Here is a 26267-nt window from a genome sequence, read left to right as displayed (position 1 = left end):
AAATGATAGGGCTCTATTTTACCCAGTTCACAGAAAATTAACAGGGTAAAAAAAGGCCCGCAAGCAAGAACTTACGGGCCTTTTCAATTTTTTTAGGGTTGCTGTGATTATTTGCGGATTTTGCGAATAATCTGCAACTGCGCCATTGCTCGAGCCAATTCTGCTGCAGCTTCTGCATAGCTGAGGTCAGAACTTTGGTCTGCAATTGCTGCTTCAGCTTGCTTCATCGCTTCAAGAGCTTTCTGTTCATCAAGCTCTTCACCACGAATTGCTGTATCAGCAAGAACCGAGACATTATGCGGCTGCACTTCTAGCACACCCCCAGCAACGTAGATGATCTCTTCTTCGCCATCTTCTTTGACGACCCGCACCATACCTGGTTTGATCGTGGTCAGAAGCGGGGCGTGGCCAGGGTAGATCCCCAGCTCACCTTCGCTACCGGTCACTTGCACGGTCTCAACCGCACCAGAGAACAAACGTTCTTCGGCGCTGACCACGTCAAGCTGTACAGTTTTAGCTGCCATTTAAACCTCCCGGTTTTTACATGTTCTTGGCTTTCTCAACCGCTTCTTCGATGCTACCGACCATGTAGAACGCTTGCTCTGGAAGGTCATCGTAGTCACCGTTTAAGATACCTTTAAAGCCTGCAATGGTGTCTTTCAACGAGACGTATTTACCCGGTGAACCAGTGAAGACTTCGGCGACGAAGAACGGCTGCGACAAGAAGCGCTGAATCTTACGCGCACGGGCTACGGTCATCTTGTCTTCTTCTGACAATTCGTCCATACCCAAGATAGCGATGATATCTTTCAGCTCTTTGTAACGCTGCAATACTGACTGAACGCCACGTGCAACATCATAGTGCTCTTTACCGATAACCAATGGGTCCAACTGACGTGAAGTTGAATCCAATGGGTCAACCGCTGGGTAGATACCCAAAGACGCGATATCACGTGACAATACTACCGTCGCATCCAAGTGCGCGAAGGTCGTTGCCGGTGATGGGTCAGTCAAGTCATCCGCAGGAACGTAAACGGCCTGGATTGAAGTGATTGAACCCGTCTTGGTTGAGGTAATACGCTCTTGCAGTACACCCATCTCTTCAGCAAGCGTAGGCTGATAACCTACCGCTGATGGCATCCGCCCAAGAAGTGCTGATACTTCGGTACCGGCTAGGGTGTAACGATAAATGTTATCAACGAAGAACAGAACGTCACGGCCTTCATCACGGAATTTTTCCGCCATGGTCAAACCGGTCAAAGCAACCCGCAAACGGTTACCTGGTGGTTCGTTCATCTGACCGTATACAAGCGCTACTTTGTCGAGTACGTTCGAATCTTTCATCTCGTGATAGAAGTCGTTACCCTCACGCGTCCGCTCACCAACACCTGCGAATACTGAGTAACCGCTGTGCTCGATTGCGATGTTACGGATAAGCTCCATCATGTTTACGGTTTTACCTACACCCGCACCACCGAATAGACCAACTTTACCCCCCTTAGCGAATGGGCAGATCAAGTCGATCACTTTGATTCCGGTCTCAAGAAGTTCAGTCGCATTTGACTGCTCTTCGTATGAAGGTGCTTCGCGGTGAATAGACATCCGCTCTTGCTCGCCGATATCACCGGCTTCGTCGATTGGGTCACCCAATACGTTCATGATCCGTCCGAGGGTTTCTTTACCCACTGGAACCATGATTGGCTCACCGGTGTTTTCGACTGTAATTCCACGACGCAATCCGTCAGTTGTACCGAGCGCGATTCCGCGTACGATACCACCGCCTAACTGCTGCTGAACTTCCAAGGTCAAACCCTTGAGGTCACCGTCGGTCACCTTCAGCGCGTCGTATACCTTTGGCACTTCTGATTGTGGAAATTCGATGTCCACAACCGCGCCAATAATTTGCACGACCTTACCTTGACTCATGACATTTCCTCTAACTCTAAAATTCTTGCAAGCTTCGCCTTATACCGCTTCGGCGCCCGATACAATTTCCGAAATTTCCTGGGTAATCGCAGCCTGACGTGCTTTGTTGTACACCAACTGCAATTGATCAATCAGGTCTTCGGCGTTGTCGGTAGCAGCCTTCATGGCTACCATCCGCGCTGCCTGTTCACTGGCGATGTTGTCCACAACCCCTTGATACACCGTGCTCTCAACGAAGCGACGAATCAATGTTTCAAGAATTGGTTTTGGATCTGGCTCATACAAGTAGTCCCAGCTACCTGCTTGCAGCTCATCACGAGACTCAGCTTTCGGCAACGGTAGCAACTGGGCTATCGTTGGCTCTTGCTTCATGGTGTTCACAAACTTGTTATACACCAAGTACAAGCGGTCGATTTTGCCTTCATCGAAAGCATCCAACATGACTTGTACAGTCCCGAGCACATCATTCACACTTGGCTTATCACCAAGGCCAGAAGTTTGTGCCAGTAAACGGCCACCAAAGCGTTTAAAGAAACCGGTTGCCTTGTTACCAATCGCGGCAAAATCGACTTCAACACCGTTGTCTTTTTGTGCTTTCGCATGTTTAACAACTGCTTTGAATTCGTTGCTGTTCAAACCACCACACAATCCGCGGTCGGTTGAAATCACGATATAACCAACACGCTTCACATCGCGTTCCGTAAGATACGGGTGACGATATTCGAGGTTGGCATGGGCAACATGGCCGATCACCTTGTAGATGCTATCGGCATACGGGCGGCTTGAAGCCATCCGTTCTTGTGCCTTCTTCATCTTCGACGCTGCAACCATTTCCATTGCAGAGGTGATCTTCTGAGTATTGTTAATACTCCCGATCTTGGTTTTTATCTCTTTCCCGCCGGCCATGATATTCTCCTGTTAACTCAACGACGTGTGGCTACTTGAAAGTAGCCACCCATGTTTACCAAGACTGCGTGTTCTTGAAGGCTTTCAGACCTTCGTGCAGCTTCGCTTCGATGTCGTCGTTATAGTTGCCAGTTCCATCAATATCAGCCATCAGGTCAGCGTGCTCGCTACGCATGTACGAAATTAACGCACTTTCGAAGTCGAGGATCTTGTCTTGCGCCACATCTTTCAAATAGCCTTTTTCGGCTGAGAAGATTGATACGGCCATATCCGCAACGCTCATTGGCTCATATTGGTTCTGTTTCATCAACTCGGTAACGCGCTGACCGTGCTCAAGCTGGGCACGTGTCGCTTCGTCGAGGTCAGATGCGAACTGAGCGAATGCCGCCAATTCACGATACTGTGCCAACGCAAGACGAATACCACCACCAAGTTTCTTGATGATCTTAGTTTGTGCTGCACCACCAACCCGCGATACCGAGATACCTGCGTTTACAGCAGGGCGGATACCGGCGTTGAACAAGTCAGTTTCTAGGAAGATCTGACCGTCAGTGATTGAAATCACGTTGGTTGGTACGAATGCTGATACGTCACCCGCTTGGGTTTCGATGATCGGCAACGCAGTCAATGAACCGGTTTTGCCTTTCACTTCACCGTTGGTGAACTTCTCAACATAGTCTGCATTCACGCGAGCGGCACGCTCAAGTAGACGTGAATGGAGATAGAATACGTCACCTGGGTAAGCTTCACGGCCTGGCGGACGACGTAATAGCAATGAAATTTGACGATAAGCAACGGCTTGCTTCGACAAATCATCATATACGATTAATGCGTCTTCACCGCGGTCACGGAAGTATTCACCCATGGTACAACCGGCGTAAGCTGCCAAGTACTGCAATGCAGCAGATTCAGAAGCAGATGCCGCAACCACGATGGTGTTTTCCAACGCGCCGTGCTCTTCAAGCTTACGCACAACAGAAGCGATGGTTGACGCTTTCTGACCGATGGCAACGTAAACGCTGAATACACCAGAGTTTTTCTGGTTGATGATCGCGTCAACGGCTAATGCGGTTTTACCGGTCTGACGGTCACCGATGATCAACTCACGCTGACCACGACCAACTGGAATCATCGCATCGATTGACTTATAGCCGGTTTGAATTGGCTGGTCGACCGATTGACGCTCGATTACGCCCGGTGCGATTTTCTCGACTGGCTCATAGCCATCCGCTTCAATTGGACCTTTACCGTCGATTGGCATACCCAAGGTGTTCACAACACGACCGAGCAATGCGCGGCCGACTGGAACTTCAAGGATACGTCCGGTTGACTTAACTTTTACGCCTTCTTGTAGGTCAGCATATGGACCCATAACAACCGCACCAACAGAGTCGCGCTCAAGGTTCAATGCGATAGCGTAACGATTGCCAGGAAGCTCAATCATCTCACCCTGCATACAGTCGGCTAGACCGTGAATGCGGATGATCCCGTCGGTGACCGATACGATGGTCCCTTCGTTCCGAGCTTCACTGACCACTTCGAACTGTTCAATTCGTTTTTTGATCAGTTCTGCGATTTCATTTGAATTCAGTTGCATGCTCAATTCCCCAATTAGGATTGCAGCGCATGGGCAAGCCGATTTAGCTTACCGCGCACCGTACCGTCAATGACTGTATCGTCGGCTTTAATATATAAACCGCTGACAATGCTCTCATCGACAGTGCAATTCAGCTTAACTTTGCGTGAAAAACGTTTCTCTAACGTCTTCGCTAGTTCAGTTTGCTGCTTCTTGGTCAACTTAACAGCTGACGTGACATCTACAGCAATTTCCTTCTCATACTCAGCGCGTAACTCAGCAAAGAGTTTGGCGACCGCAGGTAAGGCTTTGAAGCGATCGTTTTCAGCCATGATACGAACGAAATTCTGAGCTTTTTCATCAAGCTCATCGCCGCACACTGCCACGAACACTTCAACTTTTTTGTCTAGCGTTTCGGCGCCGCTCAAAAAACTGGCCATGGTCGCATCCGCGGCAACAGCTGCTGCGAATGTGATCATCTCGTGCCATTTTTCGATGGCGCTCTGCTCTACTGCAAAATCAAAAGCTGCTTTTGCATAGGGGCGAGCAACCGTAGTCAATTCTGACATTTGCTTAAACCCCTATCGTTAGAGTTCAGCGACCAGTTTTTCAACAATGTCACTGTGAGCGTTTTTATCAATTTCACGCTCGATAATTTTGCTTGCACCCGCAACCGCAAGAACGGCAACTTGCTTGCGCAACTCTTCACGTAACCGATTACGTTCCGCTTCTACTTCAGCGTGTCCCGCTGCAATAATAGCTTCCCGCTCAGATTCGCCACGTTGCTTGCTTTCTTCAATCGTTTGCTCAGCGCGTTTCTTCGCTTGGGCAATGATTTCAGCTGCTTGTGCTTTGGCATCTTTTAACTCATCAGCAATTTTCGCTTGCGCGAGCTCAAGGTCTTTTTCAGCACGTTCACCGGCTGCAAGACCATCAGCAATTTTTTGTTGACGAGCTTCAATCGCATTATTTAGCGGAGGCCATACGAACTTCATACAAAACAGTACGAAGACGATGAACGCGATTAATTCTCCGATCAGGGTCATAGTAAGACTCATAGACCCACCCTCCTATCGTTCGTTGATTCGTAAGCGTGTATCGAGTCTTAAAGAACGAACAATAGGACCATTGCGATACCAACACCGATCATCGCAACGGCGTCGATCAGACCCGCAAGGATGAACATTTTAACTTGCAATGAAGGCGCAAGTTCTGGCTGACGAGCACAAGCTTCAAGGAATTTACCACCCATGTTACCGAAGCCTACAGCAGTACCGATAGCACCGAAACCGATCAGCAAAGCAACTGCGATGTACTTAAGACCTAACATTAGTTCCATTGTTTTCTCCAATATTTCAAAGGTTAAAGATAAAACTACAAATTAAAAAACACGTACTAGTGGTTATCTGAACTTGCCATGCTCAAGTAAACAATCGTCAACATCATGAACACGAAAGCTTGCAGCACGATAACCAAGATATGGAATACGGCCCAGATGAAATGCAGAGGTAACTGCATTAATCCGATCGCACCAATCAAGATAAAGATCAATTCACCTGCATAAAGGTTACCGAACAAACGCAACGCCAATGAGAACGGCTTCGCAATCAGTGCAATCACCTCAAGCAAGAAGTTGAACGGAATCAGTAAGATTTGCACCACCATATTGTTCGAGCTGAACGGGTGCAAAGTTAACTCTTTGATAAAGCCCATCACCCCTTTGATGCGGATGCTGTAGCCAATCATGAGTAAGAACACACCTACTGCAAGAGCAGCGGTCATGTTGATATCTGTGGTAGGTACGATCTTCATGTATACGTCATGTGAGTTCATACCAAAGAAGGTCGCGCCGACCCAACCTGCGAAAGCTGGGAGGAAATCAACCGGAATCAAGTCCATTAGGTTCATCAAGAATACCCAGACGAAGATGGTCAAAGCGAGTGGGGCAATCAACTTGCTCTTACCGTGATAGGTATCGCGCACGTTATCGCCAACAAACTCAACGATCATCTCGATGAAGCACTGTAATTTCCCAGGTACGCCAGTGTTCGCTTTTTTCGCAGCACTGCGGAAAATCATCAGGAACAGGATACCGAGGCCAATCGACCAGGCTAATGTATCAATATGTAATACCCAAAACCCTGCTTCACTACACGCTTTATTAAACGCGACGCCACCATCAGGTGCCGCACACATTTTGGCGTTCGTTAAGTGGTGTTGGATATGACTTTGAAGCGTTAACTCTTCTGCAGCCATTGTTTTCCCTAATTTAAGTTGAATTTAAAAATAAAATCGGTGCCAGCCACTGGACCAGCAAGGTTAGGATATAACCACTTAATACCGCACTAATCGGTAAGTTTCCTAACCACAATAATCCTGCTAAAAGCAACACGGTCAAAACCAGTTTCAGCGCTTCGCCTTGAAAAAAACTGGTGACCACTTTTTGCGCAGAGCGGGCGCCAGCATGGCGAAAAGCTCGATACGCAAACAGTGCTGTTGGAATCAAAACGGCCAAACCACCGCCAACAACACCCCAAAAATAGATATAACCATTTACTGGTTGAACTAAGGAAAACACACACGCCAACAAGAAAATTGCGCCGCCTTGAGCTTTGATTAGACGACTGGCCAGCGCTTTGCCGGTCTTGTTGATCATACTTTAAAAGCCTCAGTCAAATTCGGCGGTAGTATAAAGATTTACCACCAGTTTGCAACAAAATGCGGTCGGTTTCGGTACGAAATCGATCGCTGATTTGGACTTATTCAGCCTCAATAAATTTGCCTAAAATTCCATCAAGTTCATCCAAACTACTGTAATTTATTACAACTTTCCCTTTCCCTTTGCGCCCATGATTAATGGCCACCGGTGCGCCGAGGCGTTCACTGATGCGCTGTTCGAGGCGCTGAATATCAGCATCTGGCTTCGCGGGTTTGGCTTTTTCAGGAGCGGGTTCAAGCAAGCGCCGGACTAATTTCTCGGCCTCGCGTACCGTCATCCCTTTAGCAGCAATCAATCTCGCTCCATCGACTTGTGCATCGGCACTTAGCGCAAGCAGTAACTTTGCATGACCGAGTTCGATATCACCCCGTTCGAGCAGTGTTTTAGTTTCAGCTTCAAGATTATTCAAGCGCAATAAATTGGTGACCGTCGCGCGTGATTTACCGACGGCATCCGCAACTTCTTGATGCGTCAGTTGGAATTCTTCTAACAAACGCTGCAATGCCAGCGCTTCTTCCATCGGATTGAGGTCTTCGCGCTGAATGTTTTCAATCAGCGCCATCGCCACAGCGGCTTCGTCAGGTACATCTTTGACCACGACAGGGACTTCATCAAGCCGCGCCATTTGGGCTGCACGCCAACGGCGCTCACCGGCAATAATTTCATACTGGTCAGGACCAATTGGACGCACCACAATCGGCTGAATAATCCCCTGCGCTTTCACGGATGCAGCGAGATCTTCCAGCGCTTCTGGCGACATATCTTTACGCGGCTGATACTTACCCGGTTGCAACCACTCAATGGGCAGTTTATGTAATTCTCCAGGTGTCTCGGGTACGGTGTTTTGTGGCTGTTCCGGCGTGTTCTCACGCGCATGCTTGCTGGTTGTAAGAAGCGCATCTAAGCCACGGCCGAGGCCTCGTTTTTTCGCAGACATGGTGTTGATTATCCTTCCGCTTGCCGAGCAGGTTCAGCTGCTTGAGATTTACCCGCGCGCCGAATCAGCTCACCAGCGAGTGATAGATAGGCGCGAGCCCCTGTTGATGATTTATCATAATACATGGCTGGAGCACCAAAACTTGGCGCCTCAGCTAAACGCACGTTCCGTGGAATCACAGTTCGATAAACTTTATCGCCGAAATGCGCTTTGAGTTGCTCCGACACATCATTGGCTAAGCGATTGCGCGGGTCATACATGGTCCGCAAAATCCCCTCGATAGAGAGCCGCGGATTGACTGCTTCCGCGAGTCGCTCAATGGTATCCATCAATGCGGTTAACCCTTCTAAAGCGTAATACTCGCACTGCATCGGCACCAGCACCGAATCAGCAGCAGCCATCGCGTTAACCGTTAACATGCTGAGTGAAGGCGGGCAGTCGATAAAAATAAAATCGTATTTATCTTGGATTGGTTTTAACGCATTTGCTAAGCGCTGCTCCCGCGCAAATTCTTCCATTAATTTGACGTCAGCTGCGGTGGTATCGCCGTTCGCAGCAATTAAATGATACTTACCATTGGTGTCGGTAATAATGACTTCTGTGGCGGGTTTTTGCTCAACTAAAAGCTCATAGGCGGTATTATCGACATCATATTTATCGATCCCACTGCCCATGGTGGCATTGCCTTGAGGGTCGAGATCGATCAACAACACTTTGCGCCGCGTTGCTGCCATTGATGCAGCAAGATTCACGGCGGTAGTGGTTTTCCCAACCCCACCTTTTTGATTGGCGATGGCAATAATTCGTCCCACGGCAATTAACCTCGTTTTTTTATAATAATGAGATGTCGTTCTGCGTCGACACCTGGCACTGCTAGGGCATGACTCTCAACAAGGGTAAATTCTGGCGGTAACTCGACCAGCTCAGTATCTGGATACTGACCTTTTAACGCATAAAAAGCCCCATTTTCGCGCGGTAAATGTGCGCACCAAGTCAGCATATCACTAAGCGAGGCAAAGGCTCTACTGATGACACCATCAAACTTGTCAGTTTCTGGCGTTGCTTGGTCTAAATATTCTTCAACCCGGCTTTGTACCGCAACCACATTGGTAATTTTTAATTCGTGACAGACTTGGCGAATAAATCGGATCCGTTTGCCCAAACTATCGAGCAGTACAAATTCGCATTCTGGTTTAAGAATTGCAAGGGGCAAACCGGGTAATCCTGGACCCGTGCCGACGTCGATAAAGCGCGAGCCTTGTAAATAGGGTCCCACAACTAAGCTATCGATAATATGACGACTCAACATTTGCTGTGGATCTCGCACCGAGGTCAGATTATAAGCTTTATTCCACTTGTTGAGCTGTTCGACCAGCTTGACCCACTGCTCGATTTGGGCCGGTTCTGCTTCGATGTTCGCCTGTTCTAACAGAACCTCTAACTTGCTGTGCAAGGTCATAACGCATTTCTCTCTATTAACTTACGCACTCTTGCGCAATAAACCTTGCTTTTTGAGATGCACCAGCAACATCGAAATAGCAGCTGGAGTAATCCCTGAAATCCGCGCTGCTTTCCCAACCGTTTCCGGTTGATGAGCATTTAACTTGGCCACGACTTCATTAGAAAGACCTTTAATAGTGGCGTAATCAAATGGAATCGGCAGTTTGGTTTGCTCGTGGCGCTGTTGTTTGGCAATTTCATCTTGTTGACGCGCAATATAACCTGCGTATTTAGTTTGAATTTCAACTTGTTCTGCCGCTTGTGGGTCATTCAATGCAGGCCCTAATGCGTCTATTTTCATTAATTCTGCATAGCTAATTTCTGGCCGACGGAGTAAATCTTCGGCACTGACTTCACGCGTAATTGGCGTTTTCACCAATTCATTTACAGCATCAACGGCGGCATGATCTTTATGGATCCAAGTAGAGCGCAAGCGCTGCTGTTCTTGGGCAATCGCTTCCATTTTTTCATTAAAACGCTGCCAGCGAGCATCATCGACTAAGCCCAGTTTACGGCCTTGCTCAGTTAAACGAATATCGGCGTTATCTTCACGCAACAATAAACGATATTCAGCGCGTGAGGTAAACATACGATAAGGCTCTTTGGTCCCAAGGGTTGATAAATCGTCGATTAACACGCCCATATACGCTTGATCACGACGCGGTGCCCAAGCCTCTTTGCCTTGCACCTGTAATGCTGCATTCAAACCGGCAACTAACCCTTGTGCGCCCGCTTCTTCATAGCCTGTGGTGCCGTTGATCTGACCGGCAAAGAATAAGCCTTCAATGTGCTTGGTTTCGAGGCTTTGCTTTAAGTCACGTGGATCAAAAAAGTCATACTCAATCGCATAACCCGGACGGGTGATATGGGCATTTTCAAAGCCACGGATGGAGCGCACCAATTGCACTTGCACATCAAATGGAAGGCTGGTTGAAATACCGTTTGGATACACTTCATGGGTTGTTAAACCTTCTGGTTCAACAAATATTTGATGCGAATTTTTATCTGCAAAGCGCATCACTTTGTCTTCGATCGATGGACAGTAACGTGGTCCAACACCCTCGATTACCCCAGAATACATGGGTGAACGATCTAATCCACCTTGAATGATTTCATGGGTTTGCTCGTTCGTATGAGTGATCCAACACGAAATTTGTTGTGGATGATCCGAGCCGTCTCCCATAAACGAGAAGATAGGTGTTGGAGTGTCACCGGGTTGTTCCTGTAATACGCTAAAATCAATCGAGCGAGCATCGATTCTTGGTGGGGTACCGGTTTTTAATCGATCAACGCGTAATGGTAGTTCGCGTAAACGTTTGGCCAGGTTATTCGCTGGTGGATCGCCTGCGCGCCCGCCTTGGTAATTTTCTAAGCCAATATGAATTTGACCGCCTAAGAAAGTTCCAACTGTAAGGACGACAGTTTTCGCTGCAAATTTTAACCCCATTTGGGTCACTACACCGATGACGCGATCCTGCTCAACAATCAAATCATCACACGCTTGTTGGAACAAATGCAGATTAGGTTGGTTCTCAAGCATTTCTCGAATCGCTGCTTTGTATAAAACCCGATCTGCTTGGGCTCGCGTTGCTCTAACCGCTGGGCCTTTAGATGAATTAAGGCGTCTAAATTGAATGCCGCCACGATCTGCTGCGATTGCCATCGCGCCACCAAGTGCATCGATTTCTTTGACTAAATGACCTTTGCCAATGCCGCCAATTGCTGGGTTACATGACATTTGGCCTAAGGTTTCGATGTTGTGCGTCAGCAATAGGGTTTTAACGCCCATGCGTGCAGAAGCGAGTGCTGCTTCAGTACCAGCATGACCTCCACCAATGACGATAACGTCATAGTGTTCATGAAAGTGATGCGATCCGATTCTGCTCATGGCTTAAAAAACCTTGTCTAGTGTTGCGATTCAATTGGGCTGACTATTTTAGCTTGTTTTGATCAAAGAAAAAAATAGAAGATCTTTTTGATCTTTTTATTATTGTTATTCTTAGTGCGACACTGAGCTGTGGAAAACTCGATCTAGCCCATATCAGATAAGGATCGTAGCGATCACAATAGGTGTGATCAGATCACGATCGAAACGGTGATCAAGCGGTGGATAACTTAGTGTGTTATCCACATCCCTAGTTATACACAGAGTTATCCTTGGGAATTAAACAGATCTAAATGGATCTTATGCCGAAGTTATTCACATTTATAGTTGTATGTTTTCTAACCAAGTGAATAGTTTTTCTTCAGGATCATCTTGGCTCATATCAATTTCAAGCCGTTCAGCGAGGCGCTTAGCCCCAGCTTTTTCAAGCCGTTCATCACAATCACGGCCGGCAGCACAATAGGTATCGTAGCAGCTATCGCCGATCGCAATGACGAGATAAGGTTGTTGGTTCAGGTGACCTTCAAAAGCTGCTAACTGTTCACCAAACTCGAGCATACTGTCTGCGTAGTCGCCGGCGCCGTGACTTGCGACACACGCAATCCAGGTTGAGTGGGTCCCTGCTTGCTCAGCTAATGAGTCAAAATCAGGCTCATCATGGATCTCGCAGTGATGGCCTTTTTGCTTGAGATAATCGGCGAGTTCAAGTGCTAAATATTCGGTATTACCCGAGGTCGTCCCAATTAAAATATCGAAAGTTGCCATATCGCATGCTCTCTTTGCCGGAATTGATGCCCTGATAGTGTACTCGACAGTCTAATCATTACGCGACAAGATGTCTGATTTTATTGACCAATGTAATGGCATATCATTCACCAGCTTGTTATGCTCAACCGATTATTTTAGAACCGTCTTAACTAGTGAGATCCGTAATGAAAAAACTCGTCCTGTTACTGATTGTCAGTATCCTTGTATTGGCGCAAGGATCGCCTGCTAACGCAACGAGTGCAATTCAGCAAACCAAAGGTACATTTGAGGATAAATTCCGTCAGCTAGATGAAACCCTCCCAACCCCAAATGTCTATCGAACAGCCGGCGGTGAACCGGGCGAGCGCTACTGGCAGCAGCGTGCGGATTATCAGATTAAGGTTCGCTTAGATGAAAAAAAACGCCGGCTCGATGCTGAGCAAACCATTGTTTACCACAATAACTCGCCTTATCGGTTGAAGTTTATTTGGGTTCAGCTGGATCAAAACATCTTCAAACAAGATTCAATGGCAGAGCGCACCGCGACCTTTTCTTCAACACCCAATATTGATTTAGATGGAATTGATCGTCCTGCTCGGATTTCGCTGAATCAATTGCGTCGTCAGCAATTTATTAGCGACAACGAACTTGGCTTTGAAATTAAGCAAGTCACCGATAGCAAAGGGCGCAAGCTCGACTTTGTGGTGGTTGGCACCAAGATGCGAATTGATTTACCCGAGGCTCTTAAATCGGGTGAACGGCTTGAATTTGGGATCGATTTCGGTTTTAACATCGTCGAAGAAGATGCCGTCAATGCACGTTCAGGTTATGAACACTTCCCTGATGATGCACGCGAAGGCGGCAATGATATTTTCTTGTTGGCGCAGTGGTATCCACGGGTTACGGCTTACACAGATTATGAAGCTTGGACCAATAAAGAATTCTTAGGACGTGGTGAATTCACCATGGAATTCGGTGATTTTGAGGTTGAAATCACCGTTCCGGCCGACCACATCGTTTCTGCAACGGGCGTTTTGCAAAATCCTCGTGATGTTTTAACGCGCACTCAGCGTGATCGTTTGGAACAAGCTCGCAAAGCGGACCGTCCGGTCTTTGTGGTTACCCCAGAAGAAGCTCTCGAAAATGAGAAAGAGGGCACGAATAAGGTAAAAACCTGGCGTTTTGAAGCTGAAAATGTCCGCGACTTTGCTTGGGCATCATCGCGTAAGTTTATTTGGGATGCGCAAGGTTATCAGCAAGGTGGTGAAATCCAGCCTGAAGTTATGGCGATGTCTTTCTACCCCAAAGAAGGCGGTGACTTGTGGCAGAAGTACTCGACTGCCTCGGTGATTCACACCATGGAAGTTTATTCGCGCTTCTCGTTTGACTACCCCTACCCAACCTCACAGTCGGTAAACGGCCCAGTCGGTGGGATGGAGTATCCAATGATTACCTTCAATGGCCCGCGGACTGAGCTACAAGAAGATGGCACTCGGACTTACTCGTTGGCGGAAAAGCGCTTTTTGATTGGTGTCGTCATCCATGAAATCGGGCACATTTATTTCCCGATGATCGTGAACTCAGATGAGCGTCAGTGGACTTGGATGGATGAGGGCTTAAATAGCTTCTTAGACGGTGTTGCTGGACGTGAGTGGGATCCAAACATTCCATGGGGCGTCGAAGCGCGTGGCATTATCGACTATATGAAGTCGACCAATCAGGTCCCCATTATGACGCAATCTGATAGTGTCTTGAATTTGGGCCCGAATGCTTATACCAAACCTGCGGTTGCACTGAATATATTGCGCGAAGTAATTATGGGACGTGAGTTGTTTGATTATGCGTTCCGCGAATATGCGCAGCGCTGGATGTTCAAACGTCCGACTCCAGCAGACTTCTTCCGCACCATGGAAGAGGCGTCAGGGATTGATTTAGATTGGTTCTGGCGCGGCTGGTTCTATTCAACGGATCATGTTGATATCAGCCTTGAGCGGGTCTACAAGTTGCGCATGGATACCGAGAATCCAGATATTGATTGGCAACGTCGTCGTGAAGAAGAGGCGAACAAGCCAACTTCGTTATTCGTGCAACGTAATCAAGCAGAAGGGCGTAAAACTTGGGTTGAGTTAAACCCTGATATTCGTGACTTCCACGATGAAAATGATCGTTTCACAGTGACCAACAAGCAGCGTAACGCTTATCAAAGCTTCCTTGAAAAGCTCGAACCATGGGAGCGCCGGGTATTTGAGCGCGCGGTGGCCGAAGACAAAAATTACTACGTGTTAGAGTTTGAAAACGTCGGTGGTTTGGTGATGCCGATCTTGTTGCATATGACCTATGCCGATGGCACCAGCGAAGACATGTACATCGCCGCTGAAATTTGGCGTCGTAATGCGAAGCAGGTGAATAAACTTATCGTCACTGATAAAGAAGTGGTGCAGTTTAGCGTCGATCCAAACTGGGAAACAGCGGATGTGGATATTTCCAATAACTACTATCCACGTCGCATTATTCCATCTCGGATCGAGGCATTTAAGTTTGAGCGAAGCATGGATCATATTCGCCGCGATTTAATGCAAGATAGCAAAACAGAGCTTAAAACTAAGGACGAGGCGCAGGAGCAAAATTAATGCGTAGCGTACGGTTTTTATTGCTGATAGTGATGCTTGGCAGTAGCGCAACTGCTGCCGCGCATCAGCTCAAAACTGCGGTGACAACGGTGTTATTCAATGACCGCACCGGCAATATTGAAGTGATGCATCGGTTTTCGTTGCATGATGCAGAGCATGCCGTTCAGGTCCTGTTTGATAAGACCGCAGATATGCATAAAAGCGCAGCAACGCAGCAGCAATTTGCGGACTACGTGCTCGAGCATTTTGCCATTCGAGATCTCTCGCAACAGCCGTTAGAGCTGACCACCGTTGGCTATCAAATCGATGGGGCGTGGTTTTGGGTGTATCAAGAAACCCCGATTGTTGCTGATCTCAAAGGCTTGGAATTTCGCCATAATGCCCTACAAGAGATTTGGCGCAGCCAGCAAAACCTGCTAAATGTAGAGGGTCACGGGCCACTACAAAGCTTGGCATTTACTGCTGAAAGTGAGTGGCAAAGCGTTCAATTCTAAGAGGGAAGCCGATGTTGCGTATCGCTTTTGCCTTTATCGTCGCAGTACTTGTTGCAAGTGCTGCCGCTGCTGTTATCCAAACTCAATTTAATTTAGCGGCTTTGGCTGATTTAGCCGTGCCTATCGATGGCGCGACGCGCTGGGCCGCCACGCAGCATGATCTGCTGCACTTTACCCCAACCATGGCGATGATGATGGCGGCAACCTTAGCGGTTGCGTTACCCATTGCTTATGCCCTGTATCGTCGCCGCTTGCAACGCGCTTGGTTTGCTCTCGCTGGGCTCGTTGGTTTAATGGCAGCGTTTCAGTTGATCGATTATTTAGCGCCAATGCCAACCTTATTAGCGGTGAATCGTGAGCTATTAGGTTGGGCTTTGATGTGTTTATGTGGTGGCTTAGCTGGGCAGTTATTCGTGACCCTCGGGTTACCCGCAGCGCAGGAGCAAAACCCATGTTAAAAGGTCTTTTCGGTGCATTTTTACTGCTTTTCAGCACGCTTACTGCAAATGCCAACAGCAAATCTTTGACCTATGAAGTGGTTGCAGATGGTTTTGACAGCGCCTGGGCATTGGTTGAAGTTCGCCCTGGTGAGTGGCTTATCAGCGAGCGTCCGGGGCGCTTGATTTACGTAAAAAATGGTGAAAAGACGCAAGTTGAATTGGAGTTGCCGGATCTTTTTGCCAATGCCCAGGCAGGCTTGTTTGACCTTGTGTTAGCGCCAGATTATGAGCGCACGGGTTGGATTTATTTTAGTTATGCTTGTGGTACGCAAGCCGCTAATAGCACCTGTGTGAAGCGCGGTCGATTAAACCCTGGTCACGATGCGTTGATCGAAATCGAACCGATTTTTGTCAATGCTTATGCGAAAGCAGGCGCTGCCCATTACGGTGGGCGCATGACGTGGCTGGCTGATGATACCCTCATTCTAACCCTCGGCGATGCCTTTGACTTACGTGAACAAGCGCAAAATTTGGATAGTTATTTAGGCAAAATAGTCCGCATGAATGCCGATGGCTCGGTTCCGGCGGATAACCCCTTTACCCATAAGCAGGCACCGCTTATCTACAGTTACGGACACCGGAATGTGCAGGGGATTGTCTACGATCGGCAGCGCGACATTCTATGGCAGCATGAACACGGCCCGAAAGGGGGGGATGAACTCAATCAAATCATCGCTGGGGCTAACTATGGCTGGCCAATGACCAGCTATGGTATTGATTATACTGGGGCGTATGTCACCCCGTTTCAGACTTTACCCGGCGTACAAGCGCCGTTATATCAGTGGACACCGAGTCTCGCACCGGCAGATATGGCCCTCCACAATGGTGATTTATGGGTGGCTCATCTCGCCGGGAAACGCTTGCAACGCTTCGTTTGGACGACGGATAGCAGCGAGCCAAGTTGGCAATTGGCCAATGATGTGTTGGTCGATTATGCGCGCTTTCGCGCTGTTGCAAGCGGTAGTGATGGAGCGTTATATGCCCTGACTGACCGCGCCGATGGCCAACTATTACGGCTTGAATTGTTTTAAAAGCGAAACAGACGATATGAAACCTTATGTAGTGATTGGCGCAGGTCCAGCAGGGCTTTGCACGGTGCGACGCCTGCAAGAGCAGGGCATCGAGGTTATCGGATTAGAAGCGCATAGTGACGTTGGTGGCTTGTGGGATATCGATAGCCCCACCAGTACGATGTACGACTCAGCGCATTTGATCTCGTCGAAGCGGATGACCGAGTTTAGCGACTTTCCTATGCGTGACGAGGTTGCAGCTTATCCTCGTCATGATGATATGAAAGCCTACTTTCAAGATTATGCACGGCATTTTGGCTTATACGACCGCTATCGCTTTGAGGCTTGGGTTGAAGCCGTCGAGCCGGACGGGGGCGATTGGCGGGTGCGCTATCGTCAAGCCGGGGCCACGCATGAAATTGCTGCTGCGGGTGTGATTATCGCAGCGGGAACCTTGCATGAGCCGCAGCGACCGCAATTTCAAGGTGAGTTTAAGGGTGAACAATTACATTCGAGTGACTATCGTAGCGCCGATATTTTCGCGAATAAGCGGGTCTTGATTATTGGCTGCGGGAATAGTGGCTGTGACATCGCAGTAGATGCGGTGCATCGGGCAAAATCAGTCGATATGGTGGTGCGCCGCGGTTACTATTTCTTGCCGAAGTTTGTTGCGGGCAAGCCAACAGATACCTTAGGCGGTAAAATCAAACTGCCGAACAAGCTCAAGCAAATTGTCGATGGCTGGTTGGTGCGTTTGATTTCGGGTAAACCGAGCCAATTTGGTTTACCTGACCCAGATTATAAGATGTATGAATCACACCCGGTCGTGAACTCCATGTTTTTGCACCATATCGGGCATGGTGATATCAAGGTTCGTCCGGCATTAGAACGACTGCTAGAGAAAGGCGCAGAGTTTAAAGACGGAAGTTCTGCTGAGTACGATTTAATCCTCGAAGCGACAGGCTATAAATTACATTACCCGTTTATTGCGCAAGAGCATTTGAATTGGCAAGGCTATGCGCCGCAACTGTATTTGAATATCTTTACCCCACAGTACGACAATTTATTTATGATGGGGATGGTTGAAGCCGCGGGCCTTGGTTGGCAAGGTCGTGATGACCAAGCCCAGCTGTTAGCAAAAGTCATTAAAACCCAACAGACCGAGCCTCAAGCCGCGCAAGTATTCTTTGAGAAAGTGCGCAGCCATGCCGCGGACCGTATCGATGGAGGCCTAAATTACTTGGCTTTAGAGCGAATGTCGTTTTATGTGCACAAAGGCGATTACTTGAAGGCACTCCGCACTGAAATGGATGCGTTACCGGTATGAGTCATGCCAGCCTGTATGCTCTGAATATCATCTTGGCACTGATGATGTTCGGTATTGCGCTGAATCTGCGACTGGCCGATTTCCAGCGCGTGGTGCGTTACCCTAAAGGCGTTGTGGTTGGGCTGATCACCCAGTTTCTTGCCCTACCCGGGTTAACCTTTATCGCGACGTATTACTTGCCGTTACCGGCGGAAATTGAGCTTGGATTATTACTGGTCGCCAGTTGTCCAGGTGGAAGTTTTTCCAATATTATGACCTATCTTGCCGGCGGCAATGCTGCGCTCTCGGTCACCATGACAGCGCTAGCCAGCAGCCTGGCGGCGTTTTTCACGCCCTTTAATTTTATCCTCTACAGCAGTTTAAATCCGGTCACCGCACCGTTAATGGCTGAAATAGCAGTGCCCGCTGAGCAAATCTACGCCATTGTCGCGCTGGTGTTGGCGCTCCCTCTGTTACTTGGGTTAGCGGTCGGACGCTGGCAAAGCGATTGGGCAGCCAAAGTAGAGCCGGGTTTTCGGTATGCCTCGCTGGCCGCTTTGTATGGCTTTGTCGCCATTGCCATTTGGCAAAATTGGCAGGCGTTACAGGCCAGCGCGTTGATTTTTATATGGGCGGTGATTGCGCATAACTTGTTGGCGCTCGGGCTTGGCTATGGTGCAAGCCGGATGGTTGGGCTTGATGTCGCCGATCGGCGCGCGGTGACCTTTGAAGTGGGGCTGCAAAACTCTGGATTAGGCTTGGGTATTATTTTTACTTTTTTTGCGGACCTTGGTGGTATGGCAATTGTCGCCGCGGGCTGGGGTATTTGGCATTTGATTTCGGGGATGACGCTGTGCGGTTTATGGAACCGCGGCGATCGCCGTCAAAGCGCGACGGTGGAGTCACCTTGATATGAGTCTTCGTATTTTAGTCACGGGTAGCGAAGGCTATATCGGTCAACGTTTGATGGCCGCCTTTGTTGCAGAAGCGCAAGTCGAGCAGGTGGTCGGCCTCGATGTTCGGGCGGCGACTGCGCCGGCTTATCCGTTTTACCAAATGGATATTCGATCACCGGCGCTGGCTGAGGTCATTGCTGCGCATCAGATCACTCACGTGGTTCATCTTGCGAGTATTTTGCAGCCCTCGAATGATCCCAAGCGGGATTATGATATTGATGTAAATGGCACTCGAAATTTGCTCGAGGCGTGTGTTCAACACGCGGTGGAACATTTGACCATCACCAGCAGTGGAGCGGCCTATGGATACCATAAAGATAATCCAGCCTGGCTCACTGAACAGGACCCTTTGCGGGGTCACCCCAAGTTTAGTTACAGCGAGCACAAACGCGAAATCGAGGAATTATTGGCGCACTATCGGCAACGCGCACCGCAACTAAAACAACTGGTGTTACGTCCTGGCACAGTGCTGGGTAGAACAACATCTAACCCGATTACGGCCTTGTTCCAACGGCCGAAAGTTTTAGCTGTGCGCGGCAGTGATTCGCCATTTGTGTTTATTTGGGACGAAGACGTTATCGCCATCATTATTATCGGGGTTCGTCATTCTAAACAGGGTTGTTTTAACTTGGCCGGAGGCGGCGCTTTGACGATTCAACAGATCGCTAAGCAACTGCACAAGCCATTATTGGTGCTACCTGCTTGGTTGCTGCGCTTGGCCTTGTGGTTGGGGAAAACGTTAAAATTAAGTCGCTACGGACCTGAGCAACTCGATTTTTTGCGCTATCGTCCGGTACTCAGTAATCGCGCTTTAATTGAGGAATTTGGGTATACCCCACAAAAAACCTCCGCTGAAGTTTTTGCTTATTATTTAGAGCACAACAACGAGCACCAGCAAAATGCTGCGGAGCAAGCTAAATGATTGCCGTTATTACGGGAGCGGCTGCAGGGTTGGGGGCTGAGCTGGCGCGACAGCTGCAGCCACACTATCAATTGGTGCTCATCGATCGCGATCCGCTTGATCTGGAGCGGCTCGGGCTCGACTCAGAACGCATTGTTATGAGCTTACAGAGCGACTTGAGCGACCCAGACCAAATTGCGGGAATGCTTCGCCAGCTTGAGCAACTCGAGCGCCTTGATCTGTTGATTAATAATGCCGGAATAACCCATCGTAGTCGCGCTGAGGTGACCGATTTAACGGTCATACAAAGGGTCATGCAAGTTGATTACTTCGCCCCGGTACAACTTACTCAGGGGGTGTTACCCTTGTTGCGCGATAGCCAGGGCTTGATCGTGAATATGAGTTCTATGGCGGGCTGGATGCCAGTGCTTGGCCGAGCAGGCTATTGTGCTGCAAAAGCGGCATTACATCAGTATTTCGAAACCTTGCGCAGTGAAGTCGCCGCGCAAGGTATTGCAGTATTGATGGTCTATCCAAGTTTTGTGGCGACGCAGATTGAACAAAATGCCCTTGGGGCAGACGGCGGTCGAGCTCAGCATGCGCGCAGTGTGGTGGGCAAAGTCAGTCAGGCAGAAGACTTGGTAGAGGCGATTGTGAGGGCCATAGGGAAGCGCCAACAACGGCTATTTCCTGATCGTTTTACTTATTTCTCAAGCCTGCTTTACCGGGTAGCACCTAAGTTCTATCACCGCCTGATGCGCAAGCGTTTTGCGGAGGAATTAATGATTTAAAGCGCTGGCGCGTTATTTGCCGATACAGAAACTACCAAAGATTTTACCAAGCAGGTCGTCTGAGGTAAATTCACCCGTAATCTCATTCAAATGTTGTTGGGCTACGCGCAGCTCTTCAGCGAGAAGATCGCCGGCATGATGCTGTTCAAGTTGCTCTTGTCCACTTAAGACGTTATCAAGGGCACGCTGTAACGCGTCGAGATGGCGCCGCCTTGCCATGAAGGTGCCTTCATTGGTGCTAAGGTAGCCCACACTATGTTTAAGGTGCTCGGTGAGGAGCTCGATGCCTTGGCCCGTTTTTGCGGAGAGGTGAATTACCGGGATATCATCAATAAAATCGACTCGAATCGGCTCGGCGTTGAGGTCGACTTTATTGCGAATCACGGTGTAGGGTAAATCGTCTGGTAATTGGGCAAAAAATTCAGGCCAAATTTCCTCAGGATGAATCGCATCTGTTTCGGTCGCATCGACCATAAACAAGACGCGATCGGCTTGGCGAATTTCATCCCAGGCCCGTTCGATACCGATTCGCTCCACTTCATCTGGGCTGTCACGTAAGCCCGCGGTATCGATAATATGTAATGGCATCCCATCAATCTGAATATGTTCGCGTAGAACATCCCGAGTGGTTCCAGCGATGGGGGTCACTATGGCTGATTCGCGCCCGGCAAGCGCATTTAATAAGCTCGACTTCCCAGCATTAGGACGCCCAGCAATGACGATTTTCATGCCTTCGCGGAGCAGACTGCCTTGTTTTGCTTGGCGAATCACTTGGTTGAGCTGATCGATGATATCCTCAAGGTCAGCCGCAACCTTGCCATCACTAAGAAAATCGATCTCTTCGTCAGGGAAATCAATCGCCGCTTCGACATACATGCGCAGGTGAATTACGGCATCAACGAGTTGATCAATTTGATAGCTAAACGAGCCTTGTAAGCTCTGCAGTGCGGCTTTTGCTGCTTGTTCCGAGGTGGTATCGATTAAATCAGCAATGGCTTCGGCTTGGGTTAAATCAAGCTTCTCATTTAAAAACGCGCGCTCACTGAATTCACCCGGTCGAGCGGGGCGAATACCAGGGAAATCAAGTACGGCTTTGATGATCATATCAATCAGAACTGGGCCACCGTGGCCTTGCAGTTCGAGCACATCTTCGCCGGTAAATGAATTGGGTCCTTGAAAGAATAAGGCTATGCCTTCATCAAGCAATTCACCTTGGGCATCTTTGAATGGCAAATATTCGGCTTTGCGTGGCGCCGGGCAGTGACCAAGTAAGGCTTCAGCGACAGTTTTTGCCGCCGGACCACTGACCCGCACGATACCAACTCCACCACGCCCTGGAGGCGTGGCTTGGGCAACAATAGTGTCATTGCTGAGAGTTGGTTCCACTAGGGTGCTCATTTCTTCTTACGTTTTTCCATCATGCCTTTTTTCTCAAGGCCTGAGTAAATCCACTGCATTTGGCCAATGGTGATCAGGTTGTTACTGAGCCAGTATAAAACCAGACCTGATGGGAACCAGAGGAAGAACACGGTAAAGATAACCGGCATGTATTGCAGCAATTTTTGCTGCATTGGGTCGGTTGCTGGCGACGGTTGCAGCTTCTGCATGAACCACATCGACACACCCATTAACAGCGGTAAAATGTAGTATGGATCTTTTGCGGACAGGTCGTCGATCCAGAGGAACAATGGCGCGTGGCGCAATTCGACGCTTTCCAACAACACCCAGTACAAGCTCAAGAAAATAGGTAGCTGTAGCAACATAGGTAAACAGCCGCCGAGCGGGTTTACTTTCTCGTCCTTGTAGAGCTTCATCATGGCTTGTGACATCTTCTGCCGATCATCACCGTAGCGCTCACGCAAAGCGGTAAGTTTCGGCTGAATCATCCGCATCTTCGCCATCGAGACGTACTGTGCTTTGGTCAGTGGATAAAGCAGCAGTTTGATAATAATGGTTACTGCGATAATCGATAAGCCCCAGTTAATCAGGAAGCTTTGCAGGAATTGCAGGAGCTTGAAGATCGGTTGGGCGAGCCACCACAAGAAACCATAATCAACGGTTAAGTCGAGATTTTCGACAACGGCAGCCATGGCGTCTTGATCTTTAGGACCAACAAATAGGGTTGAGTTAATCGTGGCTTGGCTGTTCGGAGCGACGGTAGTGGTAGGGTATAACACCCCCATTATCGCTTGGTCGCCATTAATGACGCGTGAGAATAATTGCTTGGTGCCTTCAGAGCGAGGGATCCACGCACTCACAAAGTAATGCTCAAGCATCGCAACCCAGCCTTTATCGGTGGCACGATTGAGGCGTTGATCACGCATCTCATCAAAAGCATACTTCTCGTAACGATCTTCATCCCATGAGTACGCCCCACCTTTATAAGTTGGCATCATCATGCTGCCTGAAGCGTCAGTCATGACTTGTTTGAGCTGAGCATAAAACTGCATTTGCTTGTGCTCAGAAGTCGGGTTGGTGATGTCATAGCGAACATCGATCGCATAAGAACCCCGTTTGAATACGAAAACTTTTTCGTACTCGGTCCCATCTTGGGCGATGTAGCTAAGCGGGACTTCGATGGTGTGGCCAGTTAATTCGTATTCGGTCTGTTCCACATAGAATATTGGGCGACCGCTTGCTGAATCTGTGCCATTGGCGCCAACTAAGCCCGATTGAGCAACATAGAGTTGGTTCGGATCAGCATGCAACAGTTCAAAGCGCGCTGAGCTATCTTGCTCTTGAGCGAAGTCACGCAACTGGGCGTTGACCACATCGCCTCCTTGAGTGTCGATTAAGACATCAAGGACATCGGTTATGACGCGAACGCGGGTGCTGCTGGTCACTGACGTTGGCGCAGGTGTTGCGCTGTCCGTTGCTTCAGGAACGGCGCTCGCTTGCTCCGGCCCGACCGCGCTTGCCATAGGGCTTGCGCTTGGAATACCGTCAGAGTTGGGGTTGGTCGCTGCATTGGTTTGCTGTTGAGGAGGTTGTGTCCCCGGAGCAGTCTCCATCATCCAACTTTGATAAAGGAAGAAGGTGACTACCAAAAATGCAATGAACAAGATAGAACGTGGCGAATTCATAAGTGCTTCGTCTCTTTTGTTTGCTTTGATTCGTTATTATCCGATATCGGTTCAGTACCGGGAACCGGGTCGTATCCGCCGGGATGTCCCGGATGGCATTTTACGATTCGTTTACTCGCGAGCCAGATGCCCCGAATAATACCATGCTTTCGAATTGCTTCTATGGCGTACTGCGAACAAGTTGGCGAAAATCGACAACGCGGCCCTATCAGCGGACTGATGATCAGCTGGTAGAGTCGGATGAGACCGATAGGTATTGCGCGCAACGCTTGCTTAATGTTCGCCATAAATAGTCGAGCCGTTGTTGTAATTGCTCTTGGTCAAGCTCAGTAATGCCTTGTTTGGCAATCACAATCATATCGAAAGGGGGTATTTTATGCTGTTTTAGGCGAAAACTCTCGCGGATCTTGCGTTTTATTCGATTTCTGTCGACCGCACGCTTGGCACGTTTTTTCGAAATAGTGACACCGACACGAGGTTTGACTAAATGATTCGGTTTTGCGAGAACGGTGAGTTCAGCCGTAACGGCTTTTACCGGAGGGTTTTCAAAAACATTTTGAAACTGCGCGGGAGTTAGCAGGCGCAACTCCCGCCCATAGGAATACAGTTTCAATTACGCAGACAGGACTTTACGGCCCTTGGCACGACGACGAGCCAAAACTTGACGACCGTTCTTCGTTGCCATACGAGCACGGAAACCGTGAGTGCGCTTGCGCTTTAATACGCTTGGTTGGAAAGTTCTTTTCATAACGTTAATTCCGTATTCGGTTTGCCTAAAATTTTAGAGCGCGAATTCTATCGATTATTAGAGGTGAAGTCAACGATAAAAGCTATCCACATTGATGTTTTTGATTTGCGGCAAACTGTGGATAAATCACCAACAGTCGGTCACGAAATTTAGCAGAAATGCTAGCGATCAAACCTGCTTTTGAGTACAATCAAATTCAATGGATATAAGGTTTTCAAGCCTTATTGTGAGACCTATTATAATAATTAAAAAAGGGAGACCGGTGTGAATAATTCGCTTTGGCAACATTGCGTCGAACGACTGCAAAGTGAATTGATATCACAACACTTTAATACGTGGATTCGTCCGTTACAGGCGGATCTGTCCGGTGACACCCTGACTCTCTATGCGCCCAACAACTTTGTTATCGATTGGGTTAAAGACAAATATCTTGCCTTAATTAATGATTATCTCGGCGAAGCCGCGAAAACCCATGCCGTGCAGGTGCCCAATGTGGTGTTTAAAGTTGGCGGGCTCGAGTCTGCGAAAGCCGAAACGGCGCAGACCCCACCGCCTCGTCGTGGTTCCAGTGCGCGCCCAACTGGGCGTCGGCAGCCATGGGACGATGACGATAGTGCCGCACCACGATTCGAGTGCAATATTCATCCAGAGTACACCTTTGATAATTTTGTCGAGGGTAAGTCAAACCAACTGGCAAAAGCGGCGGCTCTACAGGTGGCTGAGAACCCCGGTGGCGTGTATAACCCGCTATTTATTTATGGTGGCACCGGATTAGGTAAAACCCACCTGCTGCACGCCGTCGGTAATGGCATTATGGCGCACAAGAAAGACGCCAAAGTTTTCTATATGCGAGCTGAGCGATTCGTTCAAGATATGGTCAATGCGATTCGCAACAGTTCGATTAGCGAATTCAAGCGCTACTATCGTTCAGTTGACGCGCTGCTTATTGATGACATTCATTTTTTCGCCAACAAAAAAGGCTCTCAGGAAGAATTCTTCCATACTTTCAATGCGTTACTTGAAGGTAATCAACAAATCATTATGACCAGCGATCTTTACCCGAAAGAAATCGAAGGGGTAGAAGACCGGTTGCGGTCGCGCTTTGGTTGGGGTTTAACCATTGCCATTGAGCCGCCCGAGCTGGAAACACGGGTTGCGATTTTGATTCGCAAAGCACAAGAACGCGGGATCACTTTGCCGCATGAGGTGGCGTTTTTCATCGGAAAACGACTGCGTTCAAACGTGCGCGAATTGGAAGGTGCATTGAATCGCCTTGCTGCCAATGTCAATTTAACCGGGCGCCAAATTACTATCGACTTTGTGCGTGAAGCGTTACGAGATCTCATTGCTGCGCAAGAGAAGTTAGTCACGATTGATAACATTCAGAAAACGGTCGCAGAATACTACAACATTAAAATGTCTGATCTCTTGTCTAAGCGGCGTAGTCGTTCTGTCGCGCGCCCACGGCAATTGGCGATGGCGCTAGCAAAAGAGCTGACCAACCATAGCTTGCCAGAAATTGGTGATGCATTTGGTGGGCGCGACCATACGACGGTTTTGCACGCGTGTCGGAAAATTCAAGAATTGAAAGACGCGCAACATGATATAAAAGAAGATTATCGAAACTTGATCCGAACCTTGTCGGCGTAAAG

The 26267-nt window shown here is 48.6% G+C and carries 28 protein-coding genes; 9 read left to right on the top strand and 19 right to left on the bottom strand.

Features of this window, described 5'->3' with window-relative positions; all coding sequences use genetic code 11:
- Positions 1-107 precede the first annotated feature (107 nt).
- The 14 genes from CWI83_RS08735 to CWI83_RS08670 form a co-directional block, all read right to left on the bottom strand.
- On the bottom strand, positions 108-524 hold the full coding sequence (locus tag CWI83_RS08735; protein ID WP_126828161.1) for a F0F1 ATP synthase subunit epsilon: 417 nt from the start codon (positions 522-524) through the stop codon (positions 108-110).
- Between the two features lie 16 nt (positions 525-540).
- Complete coding sequence (gene atpD, locus CWI83_RS08730) at positions 541-1926, bottom strand: F0F1 ATP synthase subunit beta (protein WP_126828159.1); 1386 nt, start codon at positions 1924-1926, stop codon at positions 541-543.
- Between the two features lie 39 nt (positions 1927-1965).
- Positions 1966-2832 (bottom strand): F0F1 ATP synthase subunit gamma, encoded by an 867-nt coding sequence (gene atpG, locus CWI83_RS08725; protein ID WP_126828157.1) that lies wholly within the window; start codon positions 2830-2832, stop codon positions 1966-1968.
- A 55-nt stretch (positions 2833-2887) separates the two neighbouring features.
- Positions 2888-4429, bottom strand: coding sequence for a F0F1 ATP synthase subunit alpha (atpA, locus tag CWI83_RS08720; protein WP_126828155.1), 1542 nt, complete (start codon positions 4427-4429; stop codon positions 2888-2890).
- A 14-nt stretch (positions 4430-4443) separates the two neighbouring features.
- A complete protein-coding gene (atpH, locus tag CWI83_RS08715; RefSeq protein ID WP_126828153.1) occupies positions 4444-4977 on the bottom strand; it encodes a F0F1 ATP synthase subunit delta in 534 nt (177 codons plus the stop codon).
- Between the two features lie 18 nt (positions 4978-4995).
- Positions 4996-5466 (bottom strand): F0F1 ATP synthase subunit B, encoded by a 471-nt coding sequence (gene atpF, locus CWI83_RS08710; RefSeq protein ID WP_126828151.1) that lies wholly within the window; start codon positions 5464-5466, stop codon positions 4996-4998.
- Between the two features lie 47 nt (positions 5467-5513).
- Positions 5514-5747: a F0F1 ATP synthase subunit C gene (atpE, locus tag CWI83_RS08705; protein ID WP_034733567.1), complete on the bottom strand. Its 234-nt coding sequence runs from the start codon at positions 5745-5747 to the stop codon at positions 5514-5516.
- 56 nt (positions 5748-5803) lie between these two features.
- Entirely contained in the window at positions 5804-6664 is an 861-nt protein-coding gene (gene atpB / locus CWI83_RS08700) for a F0F1 ATP synthase subunit A (protein ID WP_126828149.1), read from the bottom strand.
- Positions 6665-6677: 13 nt separating this feature from the next.
- Positions 6678-7064 carry an ATP synthase subunit I gene (locus CWI83_RS08695; RefSeq protein WP_126828147.1) on the bottom strand — a complete coding sequence of 129 codons (387 nt, stop codon included), beginning with the start codon at positions 7062-7064 and terminating at the stop codon, positions 6678-6680.
- 103 nt (positions 7065-7167) lie between these two features.
- Positions 7168-8064: a ParB/RepB/Spo0J family partition protein gene (locus CWI83_RS08690; protein WP_126828145.1), complete on the bottom strand. Its 897-nt coding sequence runs from the start codon at positions 8062-8064 to the stop codon at positions 7168-7170.
- Positions 8065-8072: 8 nt separating this feature from the next.
- Positions 8073-8876 carry a ParA family protein gene (locus CWI83_RS08685; protein WP_126828143.1) on the bottom strand — a complete coding sequence of 268 codons (804 nt, stop codon included), beginning with the start codon at positions 8874-8876 and terminating at the stop codon, positions 8073-8075.
- 5 nt (positions 8877-8881) lie between these two features.
- Positions 8882-9517, bottom strand: coding sequence for a 16S rRNA (guanine(527)-N(7))-methyltransferase RsmG (gene rsmG / locus CWI83_RS08680; RefSeq protein WP_198677281.1), 636 nt, complete (start codon positions 9515-9517; stop codon positions 8882-8884).
- Positions 9518-9544: 27 nt separating this feature from the next.
- Positions 9545-11452: a tRNA uridine-5-carboxymethylaminomethyl(34) synthesis enzyme MnmG gene (gene mnmG, locus CWI83_RS08675; protein ID WP_126828139.1), complete on the bottom strand. Its 1908-nt coding sequence runs from the start codon at positions 11450-11452 to the stop codon at positions 9545-9547.
- Positions 11453-11770: 318 nt separating this feature from the next.
- A complete protein-coding gene (locus CWI83_RS08670) occupies positions 11771-12214 on the bottom strand; it encodes a flavodoxin domain-containing protein (RefSeq protein WP_126828137.1) in 444 nt (147 codons plus the stop codon).
- Between the two features lie 167 nt (positions 12215-12381).
- On the opposite strand from CWI83_RS08670, the gene CWI83_RS08665 reads away from it, so the two are divergent.
- The 8 genes from CWI83_RS08665 to CWI83_RS08630 are packed head-to-tail and all read left to right on the top strand — an operon-like array spanning position 12382 to position 20784.
- Complete coding sequence (locus CWI83_RS08665; RefSeq protein ID WP_126828136.1) at positions 12382-14826, top strand: M1 family metallopeptidase; 2445 nt, start codon at positions 12382-12384, stop codon at positions 14824-14826.
- Positions 14826-15320, top strand: a complete 495-nt coding sequence (locus CWI83_RS08660; RefSeq protein ID WP_126828134.1) for a DUF6702 family protein — start codon at positions 14826-14828, stop codon at positions 15318-15320. Before CWI83_RS08665 ends, CWI83_RS08660 begins: the two co-directional genes overlap by 1 nt.
- An 11-nt stretch (positions 15321-15331) precedes the next feature.
- A complete protein-coding gene (locus tag CWI83_RS08655) occupies positions 15332-15778 on the top strand; it encodes a hypothetical protein (RefSeq protein WP_126828132.1) in 447 nt (148 codons plus the stop codon).
- A complete protein-coding gene (locus tag CWI83_RS08650) occupies positions 15772-16851 on the top strand; it encodes a PQQ-dependent sugar dehydrogenase (protein WP_126828130.1) in 1080 nt (359 codons plus the stop codon). Before CWI83_RS08655 ends, CWI83_RS08650 begins: the two co-directional genes overlap by 7 nt.
- 16 nt (positions 16852-16867) lie before the next feature.
- Positions 16868-18157, top strand: a complete 1290-nt coding sequence (locus CWI83_RS08645) for a flavin-containing monooxygenase (RefSeq protein WP_126828128.1) — start codon at positions 16868-16870, stop codon at positions 18155-18157.
- Positions 18154-19047: a bile acid:sodium symporter family protein gene (locus CWI83_RS08640; RefSeq protein WP_126828126.1), complete on the top strand. Its 894-nt coding sequence runs from the start codon at positions 18154-18156 to the stop codon at positions 19045-19047. The genes CWI83_RS08645 and CWI83_RS08640 overlap by 4 nt, the downstream gene beginning before the upstream one ends.
- Before the next feature lies 1 nt (position 19048).
- On the top strand, positions 19049-20014 hold the full coding sequence (locus CWI83_RS08635; protein WP_126828124.1) for an SDR family oxidoreductase: 966 nt from the start codon (positions 19049-19051) through the stop codon (positions 20012-20014).
- Positions 20011-20784: an SDR family NAD(P)-dependent oxidoreductase gene (locus CWI83_RS08630; RefSeq protein WP_126828122.1), complete on the top strand. Its 774-nt coding sequence runs from the start codon at positions 20011-20013 to the stop codon at positions 20782-20784. Before CWI83_RS08635 ends, CWI83_RS08630 begins: the two co-directional genes overlap by 4 nt.
- Before the next feature lie 12 nt (positions 20785-20796).
- Here CWI83_RS08630 and mnmE read toward each other — a convergent pair whose 3' ends face one another.
- The 5 genes from mnmE to rpmH are packed head-to-tail and all read right to left on the bottom strand — an operon-like array spanning position 20797 to position 24615.
- Entirely contained in the window at positions 20797-22182 is a 1386-nt protein-coding gene (gene mnmE, locus CWI83_RS08625; protein WP_126828120.1) for a tRNA uridine-5-carboxymethylaminomethyl(34) synthesis GTPase MnmE, read from the bottom strand.
- On the bottom strand, positions 22179-23867 hold the full coding sequence (yidC, locus tag CWI83_RS08620; protein WP_126828118.1) for a membrane protein insertase YidC: 1689 nt from the start codon (positions 23865-23867) through the stop codon (positions 22179-22181). The genes mnmE and yidC overlap by 4 nt, the downstream gene beginning before the upstream one ends.
- On the bottom strand, positions 23864-24154 hold the full coding sequence (gene yidD / locus CWI83_RS08615) for a membrane protein insertion efficiency factor YidD (RefSeq protein ID WP_126828116.1): 291 nt from the start codon (positions 24152-24154) through the stop codon (positions 23864-23866). Before yidD ends, yidC begins: the two co-directional genes overlap by 4 nt.
- Entirely contained in the window at positions 24091-24480 is a 390-nt protein-coding gene (rnpA, locus tag CWI83_RS08610) for a ribonuclease P protein component (RefSeq protein ID WP_126828114.1), read from the bottom strand. Before rnpA ends, yidD begins: the two co-directional genes overlap by 64 nt.
- Positions 24481-24615, bottom strand: coding sequence for a 50S ribosomal protein L34 (rpmH, locus tag CWI83_RS08605; protein WP_055439485.1), 135 nt, complete (start codon positions 24613-24615; stop codon positions 24481-24483). It lies immediately after the preceding gene.
- A gap of 264 nt (positions 24616-24879) precedes the next feature.
- On the opposite strand from rpmH, the gene dnaA reads away from it, so the two are divergent.
- Complete coding sequence (gene dnaA / locus CWI83_RS08600) at positions 24880-26265, top strand: chromosomal replication initiator protein DnaA (protein WP_126828112.1); 1386 nt, start codon at positions 24880-24882, stop codon at positions 26263-26265.
- The last annotated feature ends 2 nt before the right edge of the window (positions 26266-26267 follow it).

The organism is Pseudidiomarina taiwanensis (genome assembly GCF_003987435.1).
Classification (GTDB): Bacteria; Pseudomonadota; Gammaproteobacteria; order Enterobacterales; family Alteromonadaceae; genus Pseudidiomarina; species Pseudidiomarina taiwanensis.
This window is presented reverse-complemented; position numbering and strand designations above follow the sequence as displayed.